This is a genomic window from Paenibacillus nuruki, from assembly GCF_001721045.1.
Taxonomy (GTDB): domain Bacteria; phylum Bacillota; class Bacilli; order Paenibacillales; family Paenibacillaceae; genus Saccharibacillus; species Saccharibacillus nuruki.
This window is the reverse complement of sequence record NZ_MDER01000039.1, coordinates 86,842-104,134: the sequence shown is the minus strand read 5'-3', so window position 1 is coordinate 104,134 and position 17,293 is coordinate 86,842. Positions and strand designations below refer to the sequence as shown.

The 17,293-nt window shown below is 40.1% G+C and carries 20 protein-coding genes; 9 read left to right on the top strand and 11 right to left on the bottom strand.

The window, feature by feature from the left end:
* Nucleotides 1-18 precede the first annotated feature (18 nt).
* The 6 genes from PTI45_RS11555 to PTI45_RS11535 all read right to left on the bottom strand — a co-directional run bounded on the left by PTI45_RS11555 (nt 19) and on the right by PTI45_RS11535 (nt 5,175).
* Complete coding sequence (locus tag PTI45_RS11555; RefSeq protein ID WP_069327733.1) at nt 19-483, bottom strand: hypothetical protein; 465 nt, start codon at nt 481-483, stop codon at nt 19-21.
* 337 nt (nt 484-820) lie between these two features.
* The gene (locus PTI45_RS11550) at nt 821-2,293 is read right to left on the bottom strand and encodes a catalase (RefSeq protein ID WP_069327732.1); all 1,473 of its coding nucleotides are present in this window, start codon (nt 2,291-2,293) and stop codon (nt 821-823) included.
* 150 nt (nt 2,294-2,443) lie between these two features.
* The gene (locus tag PTI45_RS11545; protein WP_069327731.1) at nt 2,444-3,268 is read right to left on the bottom strand and encodes a winged helix-turn-helix transcriptional regulator; all 825 of its coding nucleotides are present in this window, start codon (nt 3,266-3,268) and stop codon (nt 2,444-2,446) included.
* A complete protein-coding gene (locus PTI45_RS11540) occupies nt 3,244-3,639 on the bottom strand; it encodes a Fur family transcriptional regulator (protein WP_069327730.1) in 396 nt (131 codons plus the stop codon). Before PTI45_RS11540 ends, PTI45_RS11545 begins: the two co-directional genes overlap by 25 nt.
* A gap of 165 nt (nt 3,640-3,804) precedes the next feature.
* A complete protein-coding gene (locus PTI45_RS24550) occupies nt 3,805-3,930 on the bottom strand; it encodes a hypothetical protein (protein ID WP_281181689.1) in 126 nt (41 codons plus the stop codon).
* Nucleotides 3,931-4,233: 303 nt separating this feature from the next.
* Nucleotides 4,234-5,175, bottom strand: coding sequence for an aldo/keto reductase family protein (locus tag PTI45_RS11535; RefSeq protein WP_069327784.1), 942 nt, complete (start codon nt 5,173-5,175; stop codon nt 4,234-4,236).
* A 251-nt stretch (nt 5,176-5,426) separates the two neighbouring features.
* Here PTI45_RS11535 and PTI45_RS11530 point away from each other — a divergent pair, with 251 nt between their 5' ends.
* The gene (locus PTI45_RS11530) at nt 5,427-6,557 is read left to right on the top strand and encodes an AI-2E family transporter (RefSeq protein ID WP_069327729.1); all 1,131 of its coding nucleotides are present in this window, start codon (nt 5,427-5,429) and stop codon (nt 6,555-6,557) included.
* An 85-nt stretch (nt 6,558-6,642) separates the two neighbouring features.
* On the opposite strand, the gene PTI45_RS11525 is transcribed toward PTI45_RS11530, so the two are convergent.
* Together PTI45_RS11525 and PTI45_RS11520 are read right to left on the bottom strand one after the other, a co-directional pair.
* Nucleotides 6,643-7,230, bottom strand: a complete 588-nt coding sequence (locus tag PTI45_RS11525; protein ID WP_069327728.1) for an NAD(P)H-dependent oxidoreductase — start codon at nt 7,228-7,230, stop codon at nt 6,643-6,645.
* Nucleotides 7,231-7,293: 63 nt separating this feature from the next.
* The gene (locus PTI45_RS11520; RefSeq protein WP_069327727.1) at nt 7,294-7,719 is read right to left on the bottom strand and encodes a MarR family winged helix-turn-helix transcriptional regulator; all 426 of its coding nucleotides are present in this window, start codon (nt 7,717-7,719) and stop codon (nt 7,294-7,296) included.
* Between the two features lie 151 nt (nt 7,720-7,870).
* Between PTI45_RS11520 and PTI45_RS11515 the strand changes: the two genes are divergently transcribed.
* A complete protein-coding gene (locus PTI45_RS11515; protein WP_069327726.1) occupies nt 7,871-8,188 on the top strand; it encodes a YtxH domain-containing protein in 318 nt (105 codons plus the stop codon).
* 102 nt (nt 8,189-8,290) lie between these two features.
* Here the strand turns inward: PTI45_RS11515 and PTI45_RS11510 are convergent, their stop codons facing one another.
* Complete coding sequence (locus tag PTI45_RS11510) at nt 8,291-9,121, bottom strand: SDR family oxidoreductase (RefSeq protein WP_069327725.1); 831 nt, start codon at nt 9,119-9,121, stop codon at nt 8,291-8,293.
* Nucleotides 9,122-9,172: 51 nt separating this feature from the next.
* The gene (locus tag PTI45_RS11505) at nt 9,173-9,922 is read right to left on the bottom strand and encodes an SDR family NAD(P)-dependent oxidoreductase (RefSeq protein ID WP_069327724.1); all 750 of its coding nucleotides are present in this window, start codon (nt 9,920-9,922) and stop codon (nt 9,173-9,175) included.
* A 106-nt stretch (nt 9,923-10,028) separates the two neighbouring features.
* Here PTI45_RS11505 and PTI45_RS11500 point away from each other — a divergent pair, with 106 nt between their 5' ends.
* Both PTI45_RS11500 and PTI45_RS11495 read left to right on the top strand, forming a co-directional pair.
* Nucleotides 10,029-10,472, top strand: a complete 444-nt coding sequence (locus PTI45_RS11500; protein ID WP_069327723.1) for a MarR family winged helix-turn-helix transcriptional regulator — start codon at nt 10,029-10,031, stop codon at nt 10,470-10,472.
* 74 nt (nt 10,473-10,546) lie between these two features.
* A complete protein-coding gene (locus PTI45_RS11495) occupies nt 10,547-11,227 on the top strand; it encodes an ArsR/SmtB family transcription factor (protein ID WP_069327722.1) in 681 nt (226 codons plus the stop codon).
* Nucleotides 11,228-11,320: 93 nt separating this feature from the next.
* Here the strand turns inward: PTI45_RS11495 and PTI45_RS11490 are convergent, their stop codons facing one another.
* Nucleotides 11,321-12,205, bottom strand: a complete 885-nt coding sequence (locus PTI45_RS11490) for a DMT family transporter (RefSeq protein ID WP_069327721.1) — start codon at nt 12,203-12,205, stop codon at nt 11,321-11,323.
* A gap of 219 nt (nt 12,206-12,424) precedes the next feature.
* On the opposite strand from PTI45_RS11490, the gene PTI45_RS11485 reads away from it, so the two are divergent.
* The 5 genes from PTI45_RS11485 (at nt 12,425) to PTI45_RS11465 (ending at nt 17,111) form a co-directional block, all read left to right on the top strand.
* Nucleotides 12,425-13,354, top strand: coding sequence for a phosphate ABC transporter substrate-binding protein (locus PTI45_RS11485; protein ID WP_069327720.1), 930 nt, complete (start codon nt 12,425-12,427; stop codon nt 13,352-13,354).
* A gap of 148 nt (nt 13,355-13,502) precedes the next feature.
* Nucleotides 13,503-14,429 carry a phosphate ABC transporter permease subunit PstC gene (gene pstC / locus PTI45_RS11480; protein WP_069327719.1) on the top strand — a complete coding sequence of 309 codons (927 nt, stop codon included), beginning with the start codon at nt 13,503-13,505 and terminating at the stop codon, nt 14,427-14,429.
* Nucleotides 14,426-15,355 carry a phosphate ABC transporter permease PstA gene (pstA, locus tag PTI45_RS11475; protein WP_069327718.1) on the top strand — a complete coding sequence of 310 codons (930 nt, stop codon included), beginning with the start codon at nt 14,426-14,428 and terminating at the stop codon, nt 15,353-15,355. Before pstC ends, pstA begins: the two co-directional genes overlap by 4 nt.
* 44 nt (nt 15,356-15,399) lie before the next feature.
* Nucleotides 15,400-16,155 carry a phosphate ABC transporter ATP-binding protein PstB gene (gene pstB / locus PTI45_RS11470; RefSeq protein WP_069327717.1) on the top strand — a complete coding sequence of 252 codons (756 nt, stop codon included), beginning with the start codon at nt 15,400-15,402 and terminating at the stop codon, nt 16,153-16,155.
* 149 nt (nt 16,156-16,304) lie between these two features.
* Nucleotides 16,305-17,111, top strand: coding sequence for a TraX family protein (locus tag PTI45_RS11465; protein WP_069327783.1), 807 nt, complete (start codon nt 16,305-16,307; stop codon nt 17,109-17,111).
* Nucleotides 17,112-17,293: the final 182 nt, after the last annotated feature.

Below are 17,293 nucleotides of genomic sequence, written 5' to 3'. Positions count from 1 at the left end.
TCGATTGATCATCTATCTTTATTGATGTTTCATCACTTTCACCGTTACTTCTACTGTATCTTTGGAGGCAGTAGGTGCACCAGTTAATGACCATTGTTGAGCTGTAACCGGTTCTGTTCCTTGTACGCTCAATTGCTGTTCATTTAACGTCTGAATCGCTTGATCCATATTCACAATACGGAAGTATTCGTCATACGTTTTGGCAAGAGTCTCCATACTACTTTTCGTATGAAAAACAAGCAAAATACTATGTTGTCCTTCAATATACGTTTGTTGAGACGTATCGATCACGGCATCATCGGGAATCGGGAAATCAGCAGGTAAAATGTCTGTGGTTGGTCGCTTGGTTAGAATATCAGGAGTCACAACAGTATAAGATCCATTTTCAGTGGCAGCAAATGCAGGTGCAACGAACGAACTGGACGTTACGACAACAAAGATGAACAACACACCTATCATGCCAACGCTCCATGATTTTCTCATGACTCACATCTCCTTCAATCTTCTGGAATAGTAAGCACCCATCTGTTGATCTTCCTACACTGTATTCATACGAACAGACCCCTTTTGCCTTTCATCACCCCTTTTTTAGAGTATACAAAGGAGCGCACACATGAATTTGTAGCGCTCCTTCGTCATAACTGCGGTCAATAGTGACCTTATCCTACTAAGCTATCTTTTTTTGAGAACGATTAAGGTCTCTATTCACAGCTTATATATAAAAGCGTTCTGCTTCATTTCAACTAACGATACCCCTTTAATATAAAGCGGAACGCTGAATATCTCAAGTCAATCATTTGTCATTTGTTGCAAGTGATGATTACGATCTCATTTGTCCCATAAATTCACTGATATCAATGCCTAATCCTTGTGCTAGACGCATACCATATTCACGGTCAGCACGGATAAAGTTACAGATTGCCAGCAATTGAGTATCTTTTTTAACCTCTTTTAAATCATTAACCAAATTTTGCAATAAATTCTCTTTTTCTTGAGCAGTATATGAACGATATTGATCTCCTGCTTGAGCAAAATCATCGGTTTTGGCAATTTTCTGACGGGTCACATGTCCTTGTTCCAATTCTACTTCAGAATCACGGTAATGCGGATCTTCTGTAGGGCCATCGGTATAGCTATTCGGCTCGTAATTATACGTAGATGTATCTTGCTTGATGTTCATTTGTCCATCTCGTTGCTGGTTACGAACAGGTGCATACGGACAATTAATTGGAATTTGAAGATAATTGGTTCCTAGACGGTGACGTTGTGTATCTGGGTAAGAGAACAGACGACCTTGAAGTAATTTATCTTCAGAAGGCTCAATCCCTGGAACCAAAGCACTTGGTGAAAAAGCAGATTGTTCGACTTCAGCGAAAAAGTTATCTGGATTGCGATTGAGTGTCATCGTTCCGACCGTATGCAAAGGAAATTGATCTTCAGGCCATACTTTCGTTGGATCTAGCGGATCAAATGCATAATTATCGATATCTTTGGGCTCAATAAATTGGACTTTCAATGTCCATTCCGGGAACTCGCCTTTTTCAATATGTTCAAACAGATCACGGGTGGCATGATTGAAGTCTTTACCTTGTTGCTTTTCAGCATCGTCAGCCGTGAAAGTACGTACACCTTGTGCTGTTTCCCATTTGTATTTAATATAAGTCACTTTACCCTCAGCATTAATCCATTTGAACGCATGAACACTGAATCCATCCATTTCACGATAATTCGCTGGTGTACCATGATCTGAAAATAACCATGTCATCATATGCGTCGATTCAGGCGTGAGTGTCATAAAGTCCCAATAACGTGCTGGTGTTTGTAAATTGGTCTGCGGATCAGGCTTGAGTGAGTGAACCATATCCGGGAATTTCATTGCATCACGGATAAAGAATACAGGCAAATGGTTACCTACAATATCGTAGTTGCCTTCTTTGGTATAAAATTTAACAGCAAATCCGCGCGGATCGCGTGCTGTTTCGGGTGAACCTACACCATGAATAACCGTTGAAAAGCGTACAAAAACAGGTGTTTCTGTGCCCACTTCTTGTAAAAATTCAGCTTTGGTGTATTTCTTCATACTTTGATCGACACGGAACACTCCATGAGCGCCTGCTCCACGAGCATGAACAACACGTTCTGGAATACGTTCACGGTCAAAGTGAGCGATTTTTTCTAGCAAATGATAATCTTCTAGTAAAGTAGGTCCTCGACGACCTGCGGTACGGGAATTCTGATTGTCCCCTACAGGTGCACCCTGGTTGGTCGTTAGACGGTGGTCGTTGTTTGTCATTGTTAGAAATCATCCTCTCATCATAAATGGTCATCAATCTAATTTATAATTAGACTCATTCCAAAAGATTAGATTCATTCTAACATCTATCCTTACCACCATTCATGAGTTACCTATGAGCCTTCGATGAAGAAATGATGAAGAGCTCCCTTAATCTGCCAATCGATAACCTACGCCACGCACAGTTTCTACATATTGCGGTGCAGAAGCATTATCACCGATTTTTTTACGTAGACTTTTCACATGAACATCAACAACATTACTACCACCAAAAAATTGAGTGCCCCAAATTTCGCTCATCAAATCTTCACGAGACAATACGCCGCCTTCGCTTTCGATCAGCATAAGTAATAGATCATACTCTGTTTTGGTGAGTTCAATACGCTGTTGTGCACGATGAACGGTCATTTTTTTGCGATCGATCCATAGGTCTTTGAAAACAGTGCGATGTTCGGTATCTCCTGTTGCAGGTGCCGCTGGGCGATTGCTTCCCGCACGAATCACACGTTCTACATGATACAGTCCTTCTTGCGGACGTGCAGGCCAGACTAACAATTCTTCTTCTGCCCATTCGTTCAGATCCGTCGTTAACATATCTTCACGCACAAGGAACAATGTTGGTAAATGAGAATTTTTCTCACTAAACTGTAACTTAGCAGACTCAATATCTTGAGCACCTGATGAAGAAATCAGATCAAATATAAACAAATCAGCACTGATTGCGCCTGCACCATTACTTTCCCAACGGTGAAAAACCATAACATCAAAGCAACTATCTGATAGTGTACGTGTTAATTCATGTACACGGCTTGGTGCTGGACTGATAATAACCACTCGTCTTGTAATCGGGCAGGAATGTGCGATAAGATCGGCTGCATTACGCATATTGCGTTCAGCTACAGACCAGTTCATTAATGTATCTGTTGTTCCTAAATGATAATCATTATCAATTATTTTCGTGATTTGTTTCGACATTCTGTGCACACTCCTCTAAATACGACATGAGCATGGTGTACATCATATCCTGTTTCTTCGGCTACGGCTGCATACCATTCTACAGGTGCGTCTGTCATCACTTCATCTACAGCTCCACAGTTTTCACATACGATGTGTTGGTGATCATCCATTTTGCCATCATAACGACTTGCGGCTTCACCTAATTTTAATTCGCGAATCAAATCTTTATCTGATAAATATCTTAAAGAGTTATATACCGTCCCATATGCAAAATTATGACCACGCTCTACTAACCGATTCATAACATCAGCAGCAGTCGGGTGATCCGCAGCTTCGCAGACGATTTCATATACAGCTTTGCGCTGTGTCGTCAAGTTGATTGTTTTCATTTGGATCATTCCCTTAATTTGATTTTAGAATAAGTATAAATCCATTTAAAATTATGGTCAATAGTTTTGCAGACAATTCTGAGAATCATTATCATAAATTGGGCGGATTTGAGGCTTAAAGAGGTGCATTTAGACGGTATTAGGTAAGTGACGCTACGGCAATCGTTATTCTTGTCGTCGCTGGTAGAACGGAATCCCTTGATGTACCGCTTTGCGGTGGGGATTACGTTCTAAAGGCGAACGCTCCGCTCTTTCAGAATAATGATTGCCTCCGCTGGCGTGGGATATCACGTTGGGTATTGAAATGAATGTAGGGCAAAACCTGAAATCTTGGGTGGGAGGGGAGCAGGGTAGGAATTTTAAAGATGATATTAGTTTAAATTATCTTCATCACTCTTACCTCTTACCTCTTACCTCTTACCTCTTACCTCTTACCTCTTACCTCTTACTAATATTATCGGGTGAATATAGGAATATTTGAAATTATTTAATGGTGAGATATTTGAAATTAAAATGTAGTGGTTATGTATATAGTTAAACTAAAAAGCCTTCCATAACGCGGAAGGCTTGAAAGGGTTATAGATTGAGTTTATTTTAGACGGTTAATACTTTTTCGATGGCTTCGATGACGTCGGATGTGAGTTGGATGCCGGATGCGCTAGCGTTTTGTTTGACTTGTTCAGGACGACTGGCTCCAACGAGTGCGCTGGATACATTTTTTTGACGCAAGATCCATGCTAGTGCTAGATGGGTTAAAGGTATCCCTGCTTCATCAGCGATTTTTTGCAATTGTCCGATTTGAGATAGTTTTTCGTCGCTAAAGCGGTCATCATCCCATTTGAGTTTAGCCGCACGGCTATCGGATGGAATATCGGTTTTGGATGTGTATTTACCTGTCAATAATCCTTGAGCAAGCGGTGAATAGACAACTTGTCCAATACCGTATTTCTCACCAAGTGGAATCACTTCTTCTTCTATATAACGGTTAAACATATTATAGACTGGTTGATTGACAACAATACGATCTAGCAAATAACGATCTGCTACACCCACCGCCGCTTGCATCTGAGCAGCTGTCCACTGACTGACACCTACATATAATACTTTGCCCTGACGAACAAGATCATCGAGCGCACGTAATGTTTCTTCGATCGGTGTCTCTGGGGAAAAGCGGTGGCAATAATAAAGATCAATATAATCATGCCCTAGACGTTTAAGACTGGCATGACATTGTTCGGTAATATGTTTGCGGGATAACCCTTTGTCGTTCGGTCCATCGCCCATATCGCCAAATACTTTGGTTGCCAGTACATACGATTCACGAGGATAGTCTTTAAGTGTAGCACCTACCACTTTTTCAGCTTCTCCACGCTCATAGACATTTGCAGTATCAAAAAAGTTAATCCCTAAATCATAAGCTTCACGAATCGATTGAACCGCATTTTCTTTTTCCACATATCCTCCGTAAGTGAGCCAACTGCCCAGGCTAATTTCACTTACTTTCAAGCCACTACCACCTAATCTGCGATAATTCATTGTCATTGTAGATATGCCTCCTTGGATATGTAGTTATTAATAACGCTTACAAATGATTGCTTTTTTATTTTACCTTTCTCCAGAGATTAAGCAAGCATATTGCGGTTTATATAGTAAGATAGACCCAAATGAGAACTTTCATAAAGCTTCCATTGATGCATCCAACTCATTACTTTTTACGTATGAGTGTATAGGGAATATACAAAGATTCTACATATTGGCCATTTAAGATTCTGAAGGAGGATTTATCTATGCTACAAAGACGCTTTTTCCGTATAGGTGCCGGGGTTGCGCTTATACTCTTGATTGTCTATTTAGGAACACTAGTTGACTTTATTTTCACCCCAATCGCTTCGTTAATTAGCCTCACCATCGTTCCACTGTTGATCACAGCTTTTCTATACTATCCACTACGTCCACTCGTTAACTATTTAGAAAAAAAGAAGTTAAAACGTTCTTTATCTATTTTATTGATGTATCTGGCGGTTATTATCGTCTTAGCCATCTTTTCTATTATCGGCTGGCCGACATTACGAGATCAGGTCTCAAGTTTTATCGAAAATGCGCCTAGATTTACACAAAGTATTATTACGCAGATCCAGCTATTACAACAGAATCCAACGATTCAGCAATATATCCCTGCTGAAAACAACCAAGAGTTGATCGCTAAATTAACAGAATATTTGAATACGATCTTTGATTGGTTATCTGTTCATATTTCAAGTATGTTCTCCTTTATTTCTAACTTTGTACTTGTTGTGGCTACTGTTCCTATCATGTTGTACTACTTGCTTAAAGATGACAAACGGTTGTCACCTCAATTGCTCAAACTTTTTCCAGCTGGTCATAAAGAAGATGGAAAAGCGATGTTGGATGAAATGGATGATTCATTAAGTAGCTTTATTGCAGGTCGAGTACTGGTTAACTTGGCACTATGTGTGCTTCTGTATATTGGTTTCTTGATTATTGATCTACCATATTCATTATTACTTGTATTTTTAGCTTTCTTCTTAAACTTTATTCCTTATATCGGTGCCATTTTGTCTGCTGTTCCAGTAGCGATTGTGGGTTTGATCGAATCCCCTGCTATGGGAATCTGGGCAATCGTGATCGTGATTATTGCGCAAATGATCCAAAATAACTTGCTTGAGCCGATTATTTTCGGGAAGCAGTTGGATATTCATCCATTTACAATTGTTGTGCTCTTATTAGTAGGTGGAGACATGGGTGGTATTCTGGGAATGTTGCTTGTTATTCCATTGTATATGGTTGTGAAGATTGGGATCGTGCATATCTATGGTATGTATTTGAAAGATAAAATGAATCATAATTTCGAAGATAATCCGAACAAACCGAATAAAGATTCTATTTTCAAATTGTAATCCCATCATAAAAGACAAAAAACGAGCATCCTGTTGCATCAGGAGCTCGTTTTTTGTTTTTTCCTACTATAGTATAGAAAGCATTTTATGAATTAAACGCAGTCGTTACTGTTTCTTCGACCTGACGCAATACATTTTCCAATTGAGCTTCATCCGCATAAGGCGCGCTACCGAAGATCAAATGCCCTACACTTTCAATACCTACAAAGCCAAAGATTCCTGTTGTTGATGTGATTTTGAGACCATCGGTCATACCCACTTGATCATAGATTTCATTCGTCTGACCATGTGTGTTAATAATAAGACCTTTTTTACCAGTAAGCAATTGAGCAACGCCTGTTTCTCCGTAACCATAAGCAAATCCGTAAGCAAACACGCGATCTACATAGCCTTTCAAAATTGCAGGAAGACCTGTCCACCAGATCGGATAAATGAAGGTAATTGCGTCAGCCGCAGTAATGTATTCTTGCTCAGCTTTGATATCTGCTGGTGTATTACCAACTTTCATCGCTTCTGTGTCTGCTTCTGTTAATACTGGTTGGAAATTAAGTGCATATAGATCACGAACAACTACTTCATGCCCTTGCTTTTCTAAGGTGTGTACCATTCTTTTCAAAATAGCTTGATTAGTACCTTCTTGATGGGGATGAGCAAATACGATTAAATGTTTCATGAATGACATTCTCCTTATTAGATAGATATCTATATATTTTTATAAAAAAAGGCTCTCACCATCTCAAAGCCCTGAGTACACGCGTTCTAATAAATACTCAAATTGTTCTTGTTCCTGTTCACTTAGACGACCATAGACTTTATGATTGATAGCTTCAGATACTTGATTGAAGATAGGCTCTAATTCCCATCCTTTATCTGTTAAATGAACCATCGTTATGCGCTGATCTTCATCATCTTTGAGACGCTTTACATAACCTAACTTCTCAAGTTTGTTGACCAGTACGGTAACGGTTGGTTGAGTACGATGCACTTTCTGTGCTAGCGTGTTAACAGATAAGCTACCTTTTTCACTGTACAAAAAGCAAAGGATATCTCCATGAGAAGGAACAACATCTGTAATATTGTTCTTTGCTAACTCTGTGATAATCAGCTTGTTAACGTCGTCGCGAATTTTAGAAATGATTGCACATGCGTTGTAATTTAACATAATTTTATATTACATAGATATCTATGTATTTGCAAGTATTATTTATTATGATCTTATTTCTATGAATTATTCTGAAGAATGAGTGTAATATTCTTCTGGCTGGGTAATAATACAGTAAATACTAAATTGCTAAGATAAGGGGTCGACTATTATGGATAACGAATCTACAAAATCAATTATTACAGGTGCAATTGCTGGGGCATTAATTGGTGCAGGAACAGCACTTCTATTCTCTACTCCACAAGGTGAAAAAATTCGTACTCGTGTAGCAGAATTGACTGACCTTGTTGTTGAGAACGCTCCAATGTTGAACGAACGTGGACATGTTCTTGCTGAAAAAGGTCAAGAAGTTGTGGGTATGGTTAAAGAATCTTTAGATGGTGTTAAAGATTTGAAAGATGAAGCTCAATCTGCAACTCAAGAAGTTAAAGGCGAAATTCAAGGCTTCAAAAACTCACATACAAGCTAATTGTAATTTATACATTTCAATACCAAAAAGCCCCTCTATGTTAAATAGAAGGGGTTTTTTGATTGTCAAAAAGGGCTCTATCGTATATACAGGTTATCTATTTTATGATGTAAAGTAATGTCCTTGTTCTAGATCTTCAAGTAATGAAGGATGTGTCGGTTGCCATCCTAAGGTTTTTTGAGTGGATTGACTAGAGCGAGGAATATCCAAACCCGCAAGCGCTCCAAGAAAACCAAAGTGATCTTGTGCTTCTTCCTGTGCAATACTCACTACAGGCAAATCCAAATGTTTGCCAATTATAGTGGCTATCTCTCGAAAAGCTATTCCTTCGTCGCCTACCCCATCTAACCGCGAACCTGCTTCAGCCTGTTCTAAAGCAAGCCGGTATAAATGAGCTGCATCCAGTCTGTGTACAGCAGGCCAACGATTATTGCCTTCTGCGATATAAGCTGAAACCCCTTTGGTTCTAGCAATCTCAATAAGCTGTGGTATAAAGCCAGTATCTCCTTCACCATGAACAGAAGGGCAAAGTTCGATAATCGATGTGCGCACTCCACGTTTCGCTAATGATAAAGCAACATTTTCAGAAGCATTTCCGTTAAAATGAGCTGTGGTCACAAATGGCTTGCCAGAGCCTTCAAGTACCGCTCCTATCGCTTCAATCACTTGTAGATCTGTTGCAAGGGCACCTTCAAAATCTGAAAAATCATGTTTAAACGCTAAATGAATGACGCCGTCTGCACTAGCCACTCCTTGTTGTAGACGATCTGCCTGATCAATATCTCCCTGATACGCTTCAGCACCAGCTTCTTTTAATAATTGAGCACTCCGATCTGAGCGAGCCAGACCAACGACCGTATGACCAGCAGCAATAAGCTCACGAACAACAGCAGAACCGATATATCCTGTAGCTCCTGTGACAAAAACATGCATAATCTTATTCTCCTCATCTAATGAACGATTGAAATAATATTCCTAGACTATTTACCAGGCTACTACACCATTCTCATCTGAAAATGTTCCTGTGGGACCATCTGCTCCAATAAGCGCAAGACGAACAGCTTCACGAGCGCCTTCTTCTACACTACGTGTACCTGCAAAGTTATTCAGTGCTGTTGAGGTGAATCCAGGACAAGCAATATTCACTTTAATCGGAGTCGATTCCAAAGCGAAAGCAAAAGCAAGGGTGACCGCATGAAGTGCTGATTTGGAAGCAGAATACGTGCCGAACATGGCTCGATGCGGATTGTCTGGATTGGAATTCCATGTTAGCGATCCGCCAGAGCTACCGATATTCACAATCCGTCCTGCTGGTGCTTGATGGAGAAGTGGCAACATCGCTTGCGTCAGAGCAATCACACCGAATACATTCGTTTCAAATACCACCCGAATATCTTCAATCGGTGCTACCGTCAACAGACCGGATTGCACACTTGCTGGAAAAGCCCCATCTGCTTTGCCCGGGTGGGAGATACCTGCATTGTTAATCAACACATCAAGGCGACCATACTCACGCTGGATATGCTCGGCAGCGGCTGTAACGGAATTAGCATCTGTTACATCCAATTGCAACGCATGAGCATCCTTCCCTATGCTATTTGCAGCTGTTTCACCATTCTCCAACTGACGTGAACCGATCAGTACCGTAAACCCTTTAGCCACCAGATCTTTTGCAATTTGAAGACCAATTCCTTTATTCGCTCCACTTACCAAAGCAACCTGTTTATTATTCATGAGGATCTCCTTTGTACTGATAAATGTATTTTTATAGGTTGACGCGTCAACCTGAATACAATTTAACACGTTGAAGTTGACGTGTCAACCATGCTATTATACTTTTATGGATAATCACGAGATCAATCAAGAAGAAATGAAAATATGGCATATGTGGAAAGGTACTTTTCATACCATTTTCGGACGTGTCGTTAAAGAAATGTCGGATCACACCGGGCTATCAGAAAGTGACTTTGGAATACTGGATCGATTGATTCTTTTGGGAGAAGGCAAACTTCGTCAACAAGAACTCGCCGATTCTATGGATTGGGATAAAAGTCGGTTGTCTCATCATCTAAAACGTATGGAAAAACGTGAGTTAGTGGTACGAAATCCGCTTGATACCGATCGTGGTGTTCAAGTTGAGATTACATCTGAAGGCAAATTAGCACTGGATAATGCGCGTCCTTTTCTGTTCAAAGCGATACGCAAACATTTTTTTGAACAACTAACAGATCAAGATATTGAGGTTATTACCAAGCTAGCCGAAAGAACTAAAGAAGACCTTTAGGCATAAAAAAAGGCAAAAAGAAGCATTAGCACATTCGCTTCTTTTTGCCTTTTTGATACGGAAAGGAAGATGTTATGAGTATTAATCCCAATATCGCTGAAGTCGCTTCTTTGTTAGCAGAACCTTCACGAGCAACGATACTGACCAGTCTGATGGATGGACGTTTTCATACAGCAAGTGAACTGGCATTGATGACTGGTATTACGCCACAAACGGCTAGTTTTCATTTATCCAAATTAATTGAAGGACGACTGATTAATTTTGAAAAGCATGGACGGCATCGGTATTATGAGTTAGCGAATCAGGATATCGCTTCTATTTTGGAGTCCTTTCTAACCCTATCTTCTCCGCCAGAAGTCCGTTCGCTGCGTCAATCCAGTCAAGTGCAATCGTTACGTGAAGCCCGTACTTGTTATGATCATCTAGCTGGCAAATTAGGTGTAGATCTGACCGATGCAATGCTTGCGAATCAATATATCACTACAGGCGAGACTGAATTTATCGTTACCGCTAAAGGTGAAGTCTTTTTTGCACATTTCGGTCTCGATTTGTATATGCTCAAGCGCAAACGACGTGCTTTTTCTCATGCCTGTCTGGATTGGAGCGAACGCCGACATCATTTAGCAGGCGCTCTGGGACAAGGACTGATGCATCAACTGTTTGATCTTGGATGGATTGTACGTGTTCCTTCTATTCGTGCTGTTCAAGTTACAGAGCAGGGTGCCCAAGGTTTTAAAAATGTATTTGATCTGTAAATCATAGATATACTACTGTACGTTTGCGTTAGAAATGCTTATCCTACACGATTTCTATCCAAAAAAACGTACAGTCTGATCTATAGATAACGTCTATTTTATAAGCGTTGCTGATCTCTTTTTAGATTGAAATTGCTGATTCACCAGATAAATGCCTACTATAATAAATAATCCTCCCACAATACTGGAAAGATACAATGTCTCTCCTAGCAATAACCAGCCGGATAATACGCCGAAAAAAGGAGCTAAAAACAAAAAAGAACTCGTTTTACCGGGATCGCCATGTTGAAGGACATAATACCAGACTGCAAACTGAACAATCGAAGAAAAAATACTTAACCATAGCAAGATCAAGATCGACTCTTTATTCCAGACAAAAACAGGATCTTCTAATAGTAGACTCAGTAGTAGTAAAATAATGCCTCCGCATAACATCTGATACGCAGACAATACCCATGTATCGAACAACATCCCCCACCTTTTCACCAGCAAAGTAGCCATCGCCCAGAATACGGCTGAACATAACCCGAATACAATGCCTATTTTCCATTCAATCTGCGCGCCAACAGTAATGCTCACACCGATCACGCCCAATACAACACCGATCCACTGATACCATTTGTACCGCATACCCATGAAGATCGTACCCAGTACAACGACTAATAATGGATTAGTAAAAGTTAAGATCGACGACTCACCCGCAGTAATTGTGCGTAGACTTATAAATACACAACCCATTACCCCTGCTGTCTGCAAAGCACCAATCAGCCCCATTTTCAGCCAAATCGTAGGGCTTTGAGGATGAGGTCTTCGCAATACCAGCACAATTCCTACCATAATGATTCCTGCTAATACAAACCGTAAACCCACCAAAAAAAGCGGTGAAGCGTAATGTAGCCCTATTTTTCCGACTGCAAATGAAGAACCCATCAAAAAAGTGGTTAACACAATCAGCGCTGAAAATTTCCAAATATTCATCTTGACTCTCCTGACTTTGCTCTATTCTCTCTACTCTGCTGATTATAATTGCAAAACATTTCAAATGTGATCGAAGTATGGAATACATTATTCATTATAATTTTAATACAGAGTTTACAAAACTCGGACTTACACCTAACATTGCCACCCTACAATAAGTGAGTAGTCAAAAAAAACATAAACGTATGGTCCTTTAATTAGGGGGAGGAGATTTAAACGATGTCTAGAAAACTGCCAATTTTATTATTTACACTGACGATGATTCTTGTGCTTGCTGCTTGTGGTTCTAACACAGGTACTACAGGGTCAGGGTCAACAACTGGTACTACAGGAGAAGCTTCCACAGGTACAGAACTTAGCGGGTCCGTGCTTGCTGTAGGATCGACTGCATTGCAACCATTGGTTGATCAAGTCGCTCAGAAATTCATGGCAGATTCAAAATATGCTAACGTCTCCGTTCAAGTACAAGGTGGCGGTAGTGGTACAGGTTTAACTCAAGTATCCGAAGGTCAAGCAAACATTGGTAACTCTGATGTATTTGCAGAAGAAAAATTAGATGCTGATAAAGCAAAAGAATTGGTTGATCACCAAGTAGCAGTTGTAGCAATTGCAACAGTAGCTAACGAAGCAGCTGGTGTAACGAACTTAACAAAACAACAATTGGTTGATATCTTCACAGGTAAAGTGAAAAACTGGAAAGATGTTGGTGGTAAAGATCAAGCGATCGTTATCGTTAACCGTCCAAGTAGCTCCGGTACTCGTGCAACTTATGAGAAATTTGCTTTGGGTCAAAAAGTAGAAGATTTAGCGGGTTCGATTCAAGAAGATTCTTCAGGTACAGTTAAGAAATTAGTAACTGAAACACCTGGTGCAATTGGTTACCTAGCTCTTTCTTACCTTGATGATAGCCTTAAAGCTATTCAATATGATGGTGTAGATGCTAGTGTTGAAAATGTTGAAAGTGGTAAATATCCTGTCTGGGCTTACGAGCACATGTATACAAAAGGCGAGCCTGATGCAGCAACTAAAGCTTTGCTTGATTACATGTTGACTGACGAAGTACAGAACGGTGATGTTAAAGACCTTGGATATATCTCTATCTCTGGTATGCAAGTAAAACGTGATGTTGAAGGTAAGATCACGAAGTAATGAATGAAACATTCTGTGAAAAGAGGAAACTTACGTTTCCAAGGCAATAGCTGGAAGAGGCGGACTATCCGCCTCTCTTTTCACGTTTAATATAGCACAAAATTTTCTAATCATTACCATTTAAGTTTAAGAAAAGAGGTTTTAACGTATGGAGCAATCCAACACAACTCCAAGAGAAGCACGGAGGCGCGCCTGGCCTATGGAAAAGCATCGCGTAGAAGACTGGATCGGTAGAATCTACACGTCTATCTGTGTCGTATTTCTGATTGCTGTTATTATATCTATTGTTTATTTTGTAACATCTAAAGGTGTGGCTACCTTTGCAGTCAACGGCGTAAGTCTTAAAGAGTTCTTCTTGGGTACGAACTGGAATCCTCAAGCAGACACTCCTTCTTTTGGAGCATTACCGTTTATTACAGGTTCATTTATGGTTACTCTGTTAGCGGCATTGATCGCTAGTCCACTGAGTATCTCGGCAGCTTTATTTATGACAGAGATTGTGCCTAGCTTTGGGAAACGTATCCTTCAGCCAGCGATCGAATTGTTATCAGGTATTCCTTCAGTTGTATACGGATTTATCGGTTTAAGTGTTATTGTACCGTTTCTACGTGAACATGTAGGCGGGCAAGGAATTGGGATTGGCGCAGGAGCACTGGTATTGTCGATTATGATTTTGCCAACCATTACGAGTGTTGCTGCGGATGCTCTCGCTTCTCTGCCACGCGGATTACGTGAAGCTTCTTATGCACTAGGTGCTACACGCTGGCAAACGATTTACCGTGTTGTTTTACCAACGGTTATGCCTGCATTGTTAACTGGTATTGTACTGGGTATGGCTCGCGCTTTTGGTGAAGCTTTGGCTGTACAGATGGTTATCGGTAACTCACCACATATCCCTACGTCCTTACTGGAATCTGCTTCAACTCTAACCAGCGTAATTACACTGGGTATGGGTAACACAGCGATGGGATCGATTCAAAATAATGCGTTGTGGAGTATGGCGCTTGTCTTGATGTTGATGACATTTGTCTTCGTCTTGATTATTCGTCTACTTGAAAGGAGAAACCGGTTATGAGCACAGTAAAAGTCAATCAAAAAGCTAGAAAACGCGCGAAAGCTACAGATAAACTGGCTACTGTGCTCATCGTTACTTTTGCTATGGCGATTGTAGCGATTCTTCTTGGATTACTTGGTTTTATTTTATTCCGTGGTCTAGGGCATATCAGTTGGAACTTCTTAACCTCTGTTCCACAGACGATGCGTGCTGGCGGCGGAATAGGGCCTCAATTATTCAACTCATTATTCCTATTATTCTTAACGATGCTAATTACCGTTCCTTTAGGTCTTGGAGCAGGTATTTACATGTCTGAATATGCAAAGCCAGGTAAACTAACTAACTTTATCCGTCTAGTGGTTGAAGTATTATCTTCATTCCCTTCGATCGTTATCGGTTTGTTCGGATTATTATTACTTGTAAATACATTCAATCTTGGTTTCTCCTTACTATCCGGTGCACTTGCACTAACGATCTTTAATTTACCGTTGATGGTACGGATTACGGAGCAAGCTTTTGCAGGTGTACCGAAAGAGCAAAAAGAAGCAGGGCTTGCACTGGGTCTGTCCAAGTGGAAAATCATCACTTCGATTATGTTGCCTGTAGCGATTCCGTCTCTTATTACAGGTACGATTTTAGCGTCAGGTCGTGTATTTGGTGAAGCAGCAGCTTTGCTTTTCACAGCAGGGATGAGTACTCCACCACTAGACTTTACGAACTGGAACCCATTTAGCCCACGTTCGCCAATTAACCCTCTTCGTCCAGCTGAGACATTAGCGGTATATATTTGGAAAGTAAACAGTGAAGGTATTGCTCCAGATGCTACACAGATCGCAGCAGGTGCTTCGGCTGTACTTGTAATCATGGTGCTAATCTTCAATCTGTTAGCACGTTTCTTGGGACGTACTCTTTATCGTTATATGACAGCTTCAAGACGAATGAGTTAATATGTGATCTGGTTTGTAGGGTGAATTAAAGGAGGAATTTCTCAATGGCATTACCTTTTAGTACAGAAGATTTAAGTATCTATTATGGCGAGTATCAAGCTGTGAAAAATATAAGTATGTCGTTCCCGGCACAAAGTGTAACTGCACTGATCGGCCCTTCAGGTTGTGGTAAATCTACATTTCTTCGTTCATTGAATCGAATGAATGATGAGATCGCAGGTTCACGTACAACAGGGCATATCTGGATGGATGGGATTGATCTTACTGCATCCTCTACCGATGTGATCAAGCTTCGTCAACGGATTGGTATGGTATGGCAACGTCCTAACCCATTTTTCAAATCGATCTATGAAAATATTGCATTTGGTCCACGTTATTATGGCACCAAAAACCGTAAACAACTGGATGAAATCGTAGAGTCTAGCCTACGCAAAGCTGCACTATGGGATGAAGTGAAAGATCGGTTAAAAGAATCTGCGCTTTCTTTGTCTGGTGGACAGCAACAACGTCTTTGTATCGCACGTGCATTATCGGTTACACCACAGATTTTGTTATTGGATGAACCGGCTTCTGCACTTGATCCTGTATCGACAGGTAAAGTAGAAGAATTGATCAGTGAACTCAAAGATGAATTGCGTATCGTTATCGTAACTCACAATATGCAACAAGCAGCACGAGTATCGAATTATACAGCTTACTTCTACTTAGGTAAATTGATGGAACACGGAGAAACGGATACGATCTTCACCAATCCAACACAACAATCCACTCAAGATTATATTATGGGACGCTTCGGATGAAGCGTCTTTTTTTATGTCTATATCTTCTATACATACGAACAGAACCTTAAACGGTATGTAAGGAAAGTTTAAGGTAAATCGATAGTTTGGATCTACGTCTGTCCTTTATGCTTGAGTCATCTATTAAAGGACGGTGACTGATATTGTCTATGCTCACACTTCGTAAAGGAATAACGTTGAATCATTTTCAGCTTAAATTACTGGGAATATTATTCATGGTTTTTGATCATGTGCATCAATTTTTCTATATCGATGGAATACCGATGTGGTTTACATGGCTAGGTCGAATTGTTGCGCCTATTTTTTTGTTTTTAAGTGCAGAAGGATTTCATTATACGCGTAATCGGTTCAAGTATTTACTGCATTTGTATATTGGATTTGTTGGGATGAATATTGTAAGTCAAGGATTGCAAACTACTTTCCCTTCAGACCATATGCTGATCAATAATATTTTTGGAACGTTATTTCTAGCGGTGCTTTATATGCTGATGATTGATCGATTGATCCAAAGTATCAGGCATCATCACTGGTGGAATATGCTAGGTACAATAGGACTGATGATGATTCCTGTTCTTTTGAGTTTTGTAGCGATTAGTCTATTATCGCAAGAACATATTTCTTCATGGAGTCTTTATATCATGTATGTATTACCTATACCTATATTGGTTGAAGGTGGGTACTTCTTTATTTTACTTGGCGTCATGTTCTATGTATTACGCAAATATCGTATCGGGCAAATAATTTTTTTCATTTTATTTTCGCTGATGATAGGCTTGCTATCCGGTGCTTCTCTACTAGATTTGGATACTAATTTTCAATGGTTAATGATCTTCGCTGTCATTCCACTTTCTCTCTACAACGGTGAAAAAGGACGTAGTATGAAATATTTCTTCTATCTATTCTACCCTGCTCATATTTATTTCCTTTATATCCTGGCTTATTATATTCAACGTTGATCCAAAAGATACAAATAACGGATATCGTTCGTCTTATAATCAAGAACGATATCCGTCTGAGTAATGAAATCTAATAAATTTTAATCTATTTCTTAACCATGTGGAGGTGGTCTTATGGCTGATCGCTTTATTTTTGCAGGTGTTATTATTGTCGTCGTGGTGATTGCACTTGTTGTCGTTGC

Coding starts and splice junctions, on each gene's coding strand:
- pstC (WP_069327719.1), top strand. CDS start 13,503: ATGGAGCAATCCAACACAACTCCAAGAGAAGCACGGAGGCGCGCCTGG.
- PTI45_RS11555 (WP_069327733.1), bottom strand. CDS start 483: ATGAGAAAATCATGGAGCGTTGGCATGATAGGTGTGTTGTTCATCTTT.
- PTI45_RS11550 (WP_069327732.1), bottom strand. CDS start 2,293: ATGACAAACAACGACCACCGTCTAACGACCAACCAGGGTGCACCTGTA.
- PTI45_RS11500 (WP_069327723.1), top strand. CDS start 10,029: ATGGATAATCACGAGATCAATCAAGAAGAAATGAAAATATGGCATATG.
- PTI45_RS11520 (WP_069327727.1), bottom strand. CDS start 7,719: ATGTTAAATTACAACGCATGTGCAATCATTTCTAAAATTCGCGACGAC.
- PTI45_RS11545 (WP_069327731.1), bottom strand. CDS start 3,268: ATGTCGAAACAAATCACGAAAATAATTGATAATGATTATCATTTAGGA.
- pstB (WP_069327717.1), top strand. CDS start 15,400: ATGGCATTACCTTTTAGTACAGAAGATTTAAGTATCTATTATGGCGAG.
- PTI45_RS11515 (WP_069327726.1), top strand. CDS start 7,871: ATGGATAACGAATCTACAAAATCAATTATTACAGGTGCAATTGCTGGG.
- PTI45_RS11490 (WP_069327721.1), bottom strand. CDS start 12,205: ATGAATATTTGGAAATTTTCAGCGCTGATTGTGTTAACCACTTTTTTG.
- PTI45_RS11525 (WP_069327728.1), bottom strand. CDS start 7,230: ATGAAACATTTAATCGTATTTGCTCATCCCCATCAAGAAGGTACTAAT.
- PTI45_RS11485 (WP_069327720.1), top strand. CDS start 12,425: ATGTCTAGAAAACTGCCAATTTTATTATTTACACTGACGATGATTCTT.
- PTI45_RS11495 (WP_069327722.1), top strand. CDS start 10,547: ATGAGTATTAATCCCAATATCGCTGAAGTCGCTTCTTTGTTAGCAGAA.
- PTI45_RS11535 (WP_069327784.1), bottom strand. CDS start 5,175: ATGAATTATCGCAGATTAGGTGGTAGTGGCTTGAAAGTAAGTGAAATT.
- pstA (WP_069327718.1), top strand. CDS start 14,426: ATGAGCACAGTAAAAGTCAATCAAAAAGCTAGAAAACGCGCGAAAGCT.
- PTI45_RS11530 (WP_069327729.1), top strand. CDS start 5,427: ATGCTACAAAGACGCTTTTTCCGTATAGGTGCCGGGGTTGCGCTTATA.
- PTI45_RS11540 (WP_069327730.1), bottom strand. CDS start 3,639: ATGAAAACAATCAACTTGACGACACAGCGCAAAGCTGTATATGAAATC.
- PTI45_RS11465 (WP_069327783.1), top strand. CDS start 16,305: ATGCTCACACTTCGTAAAGGAATAACGTTGAATCATTTTCAGCTTAAA.
- PTI45_RS11510 (WP_069327725.1), bottom strand. CDS start 9,121: ATGCATGTTTTTGTCACAGGAGCTACAGGATATATCGGTTCTGCTGTT.
- PTI45_RS11505 (WP_069327724.1), bottom strand. CDS start 9,922: ATGAATAATAAACAGGTTGCTTTGGTAAGTGGAGCGAATAAAGGAATT.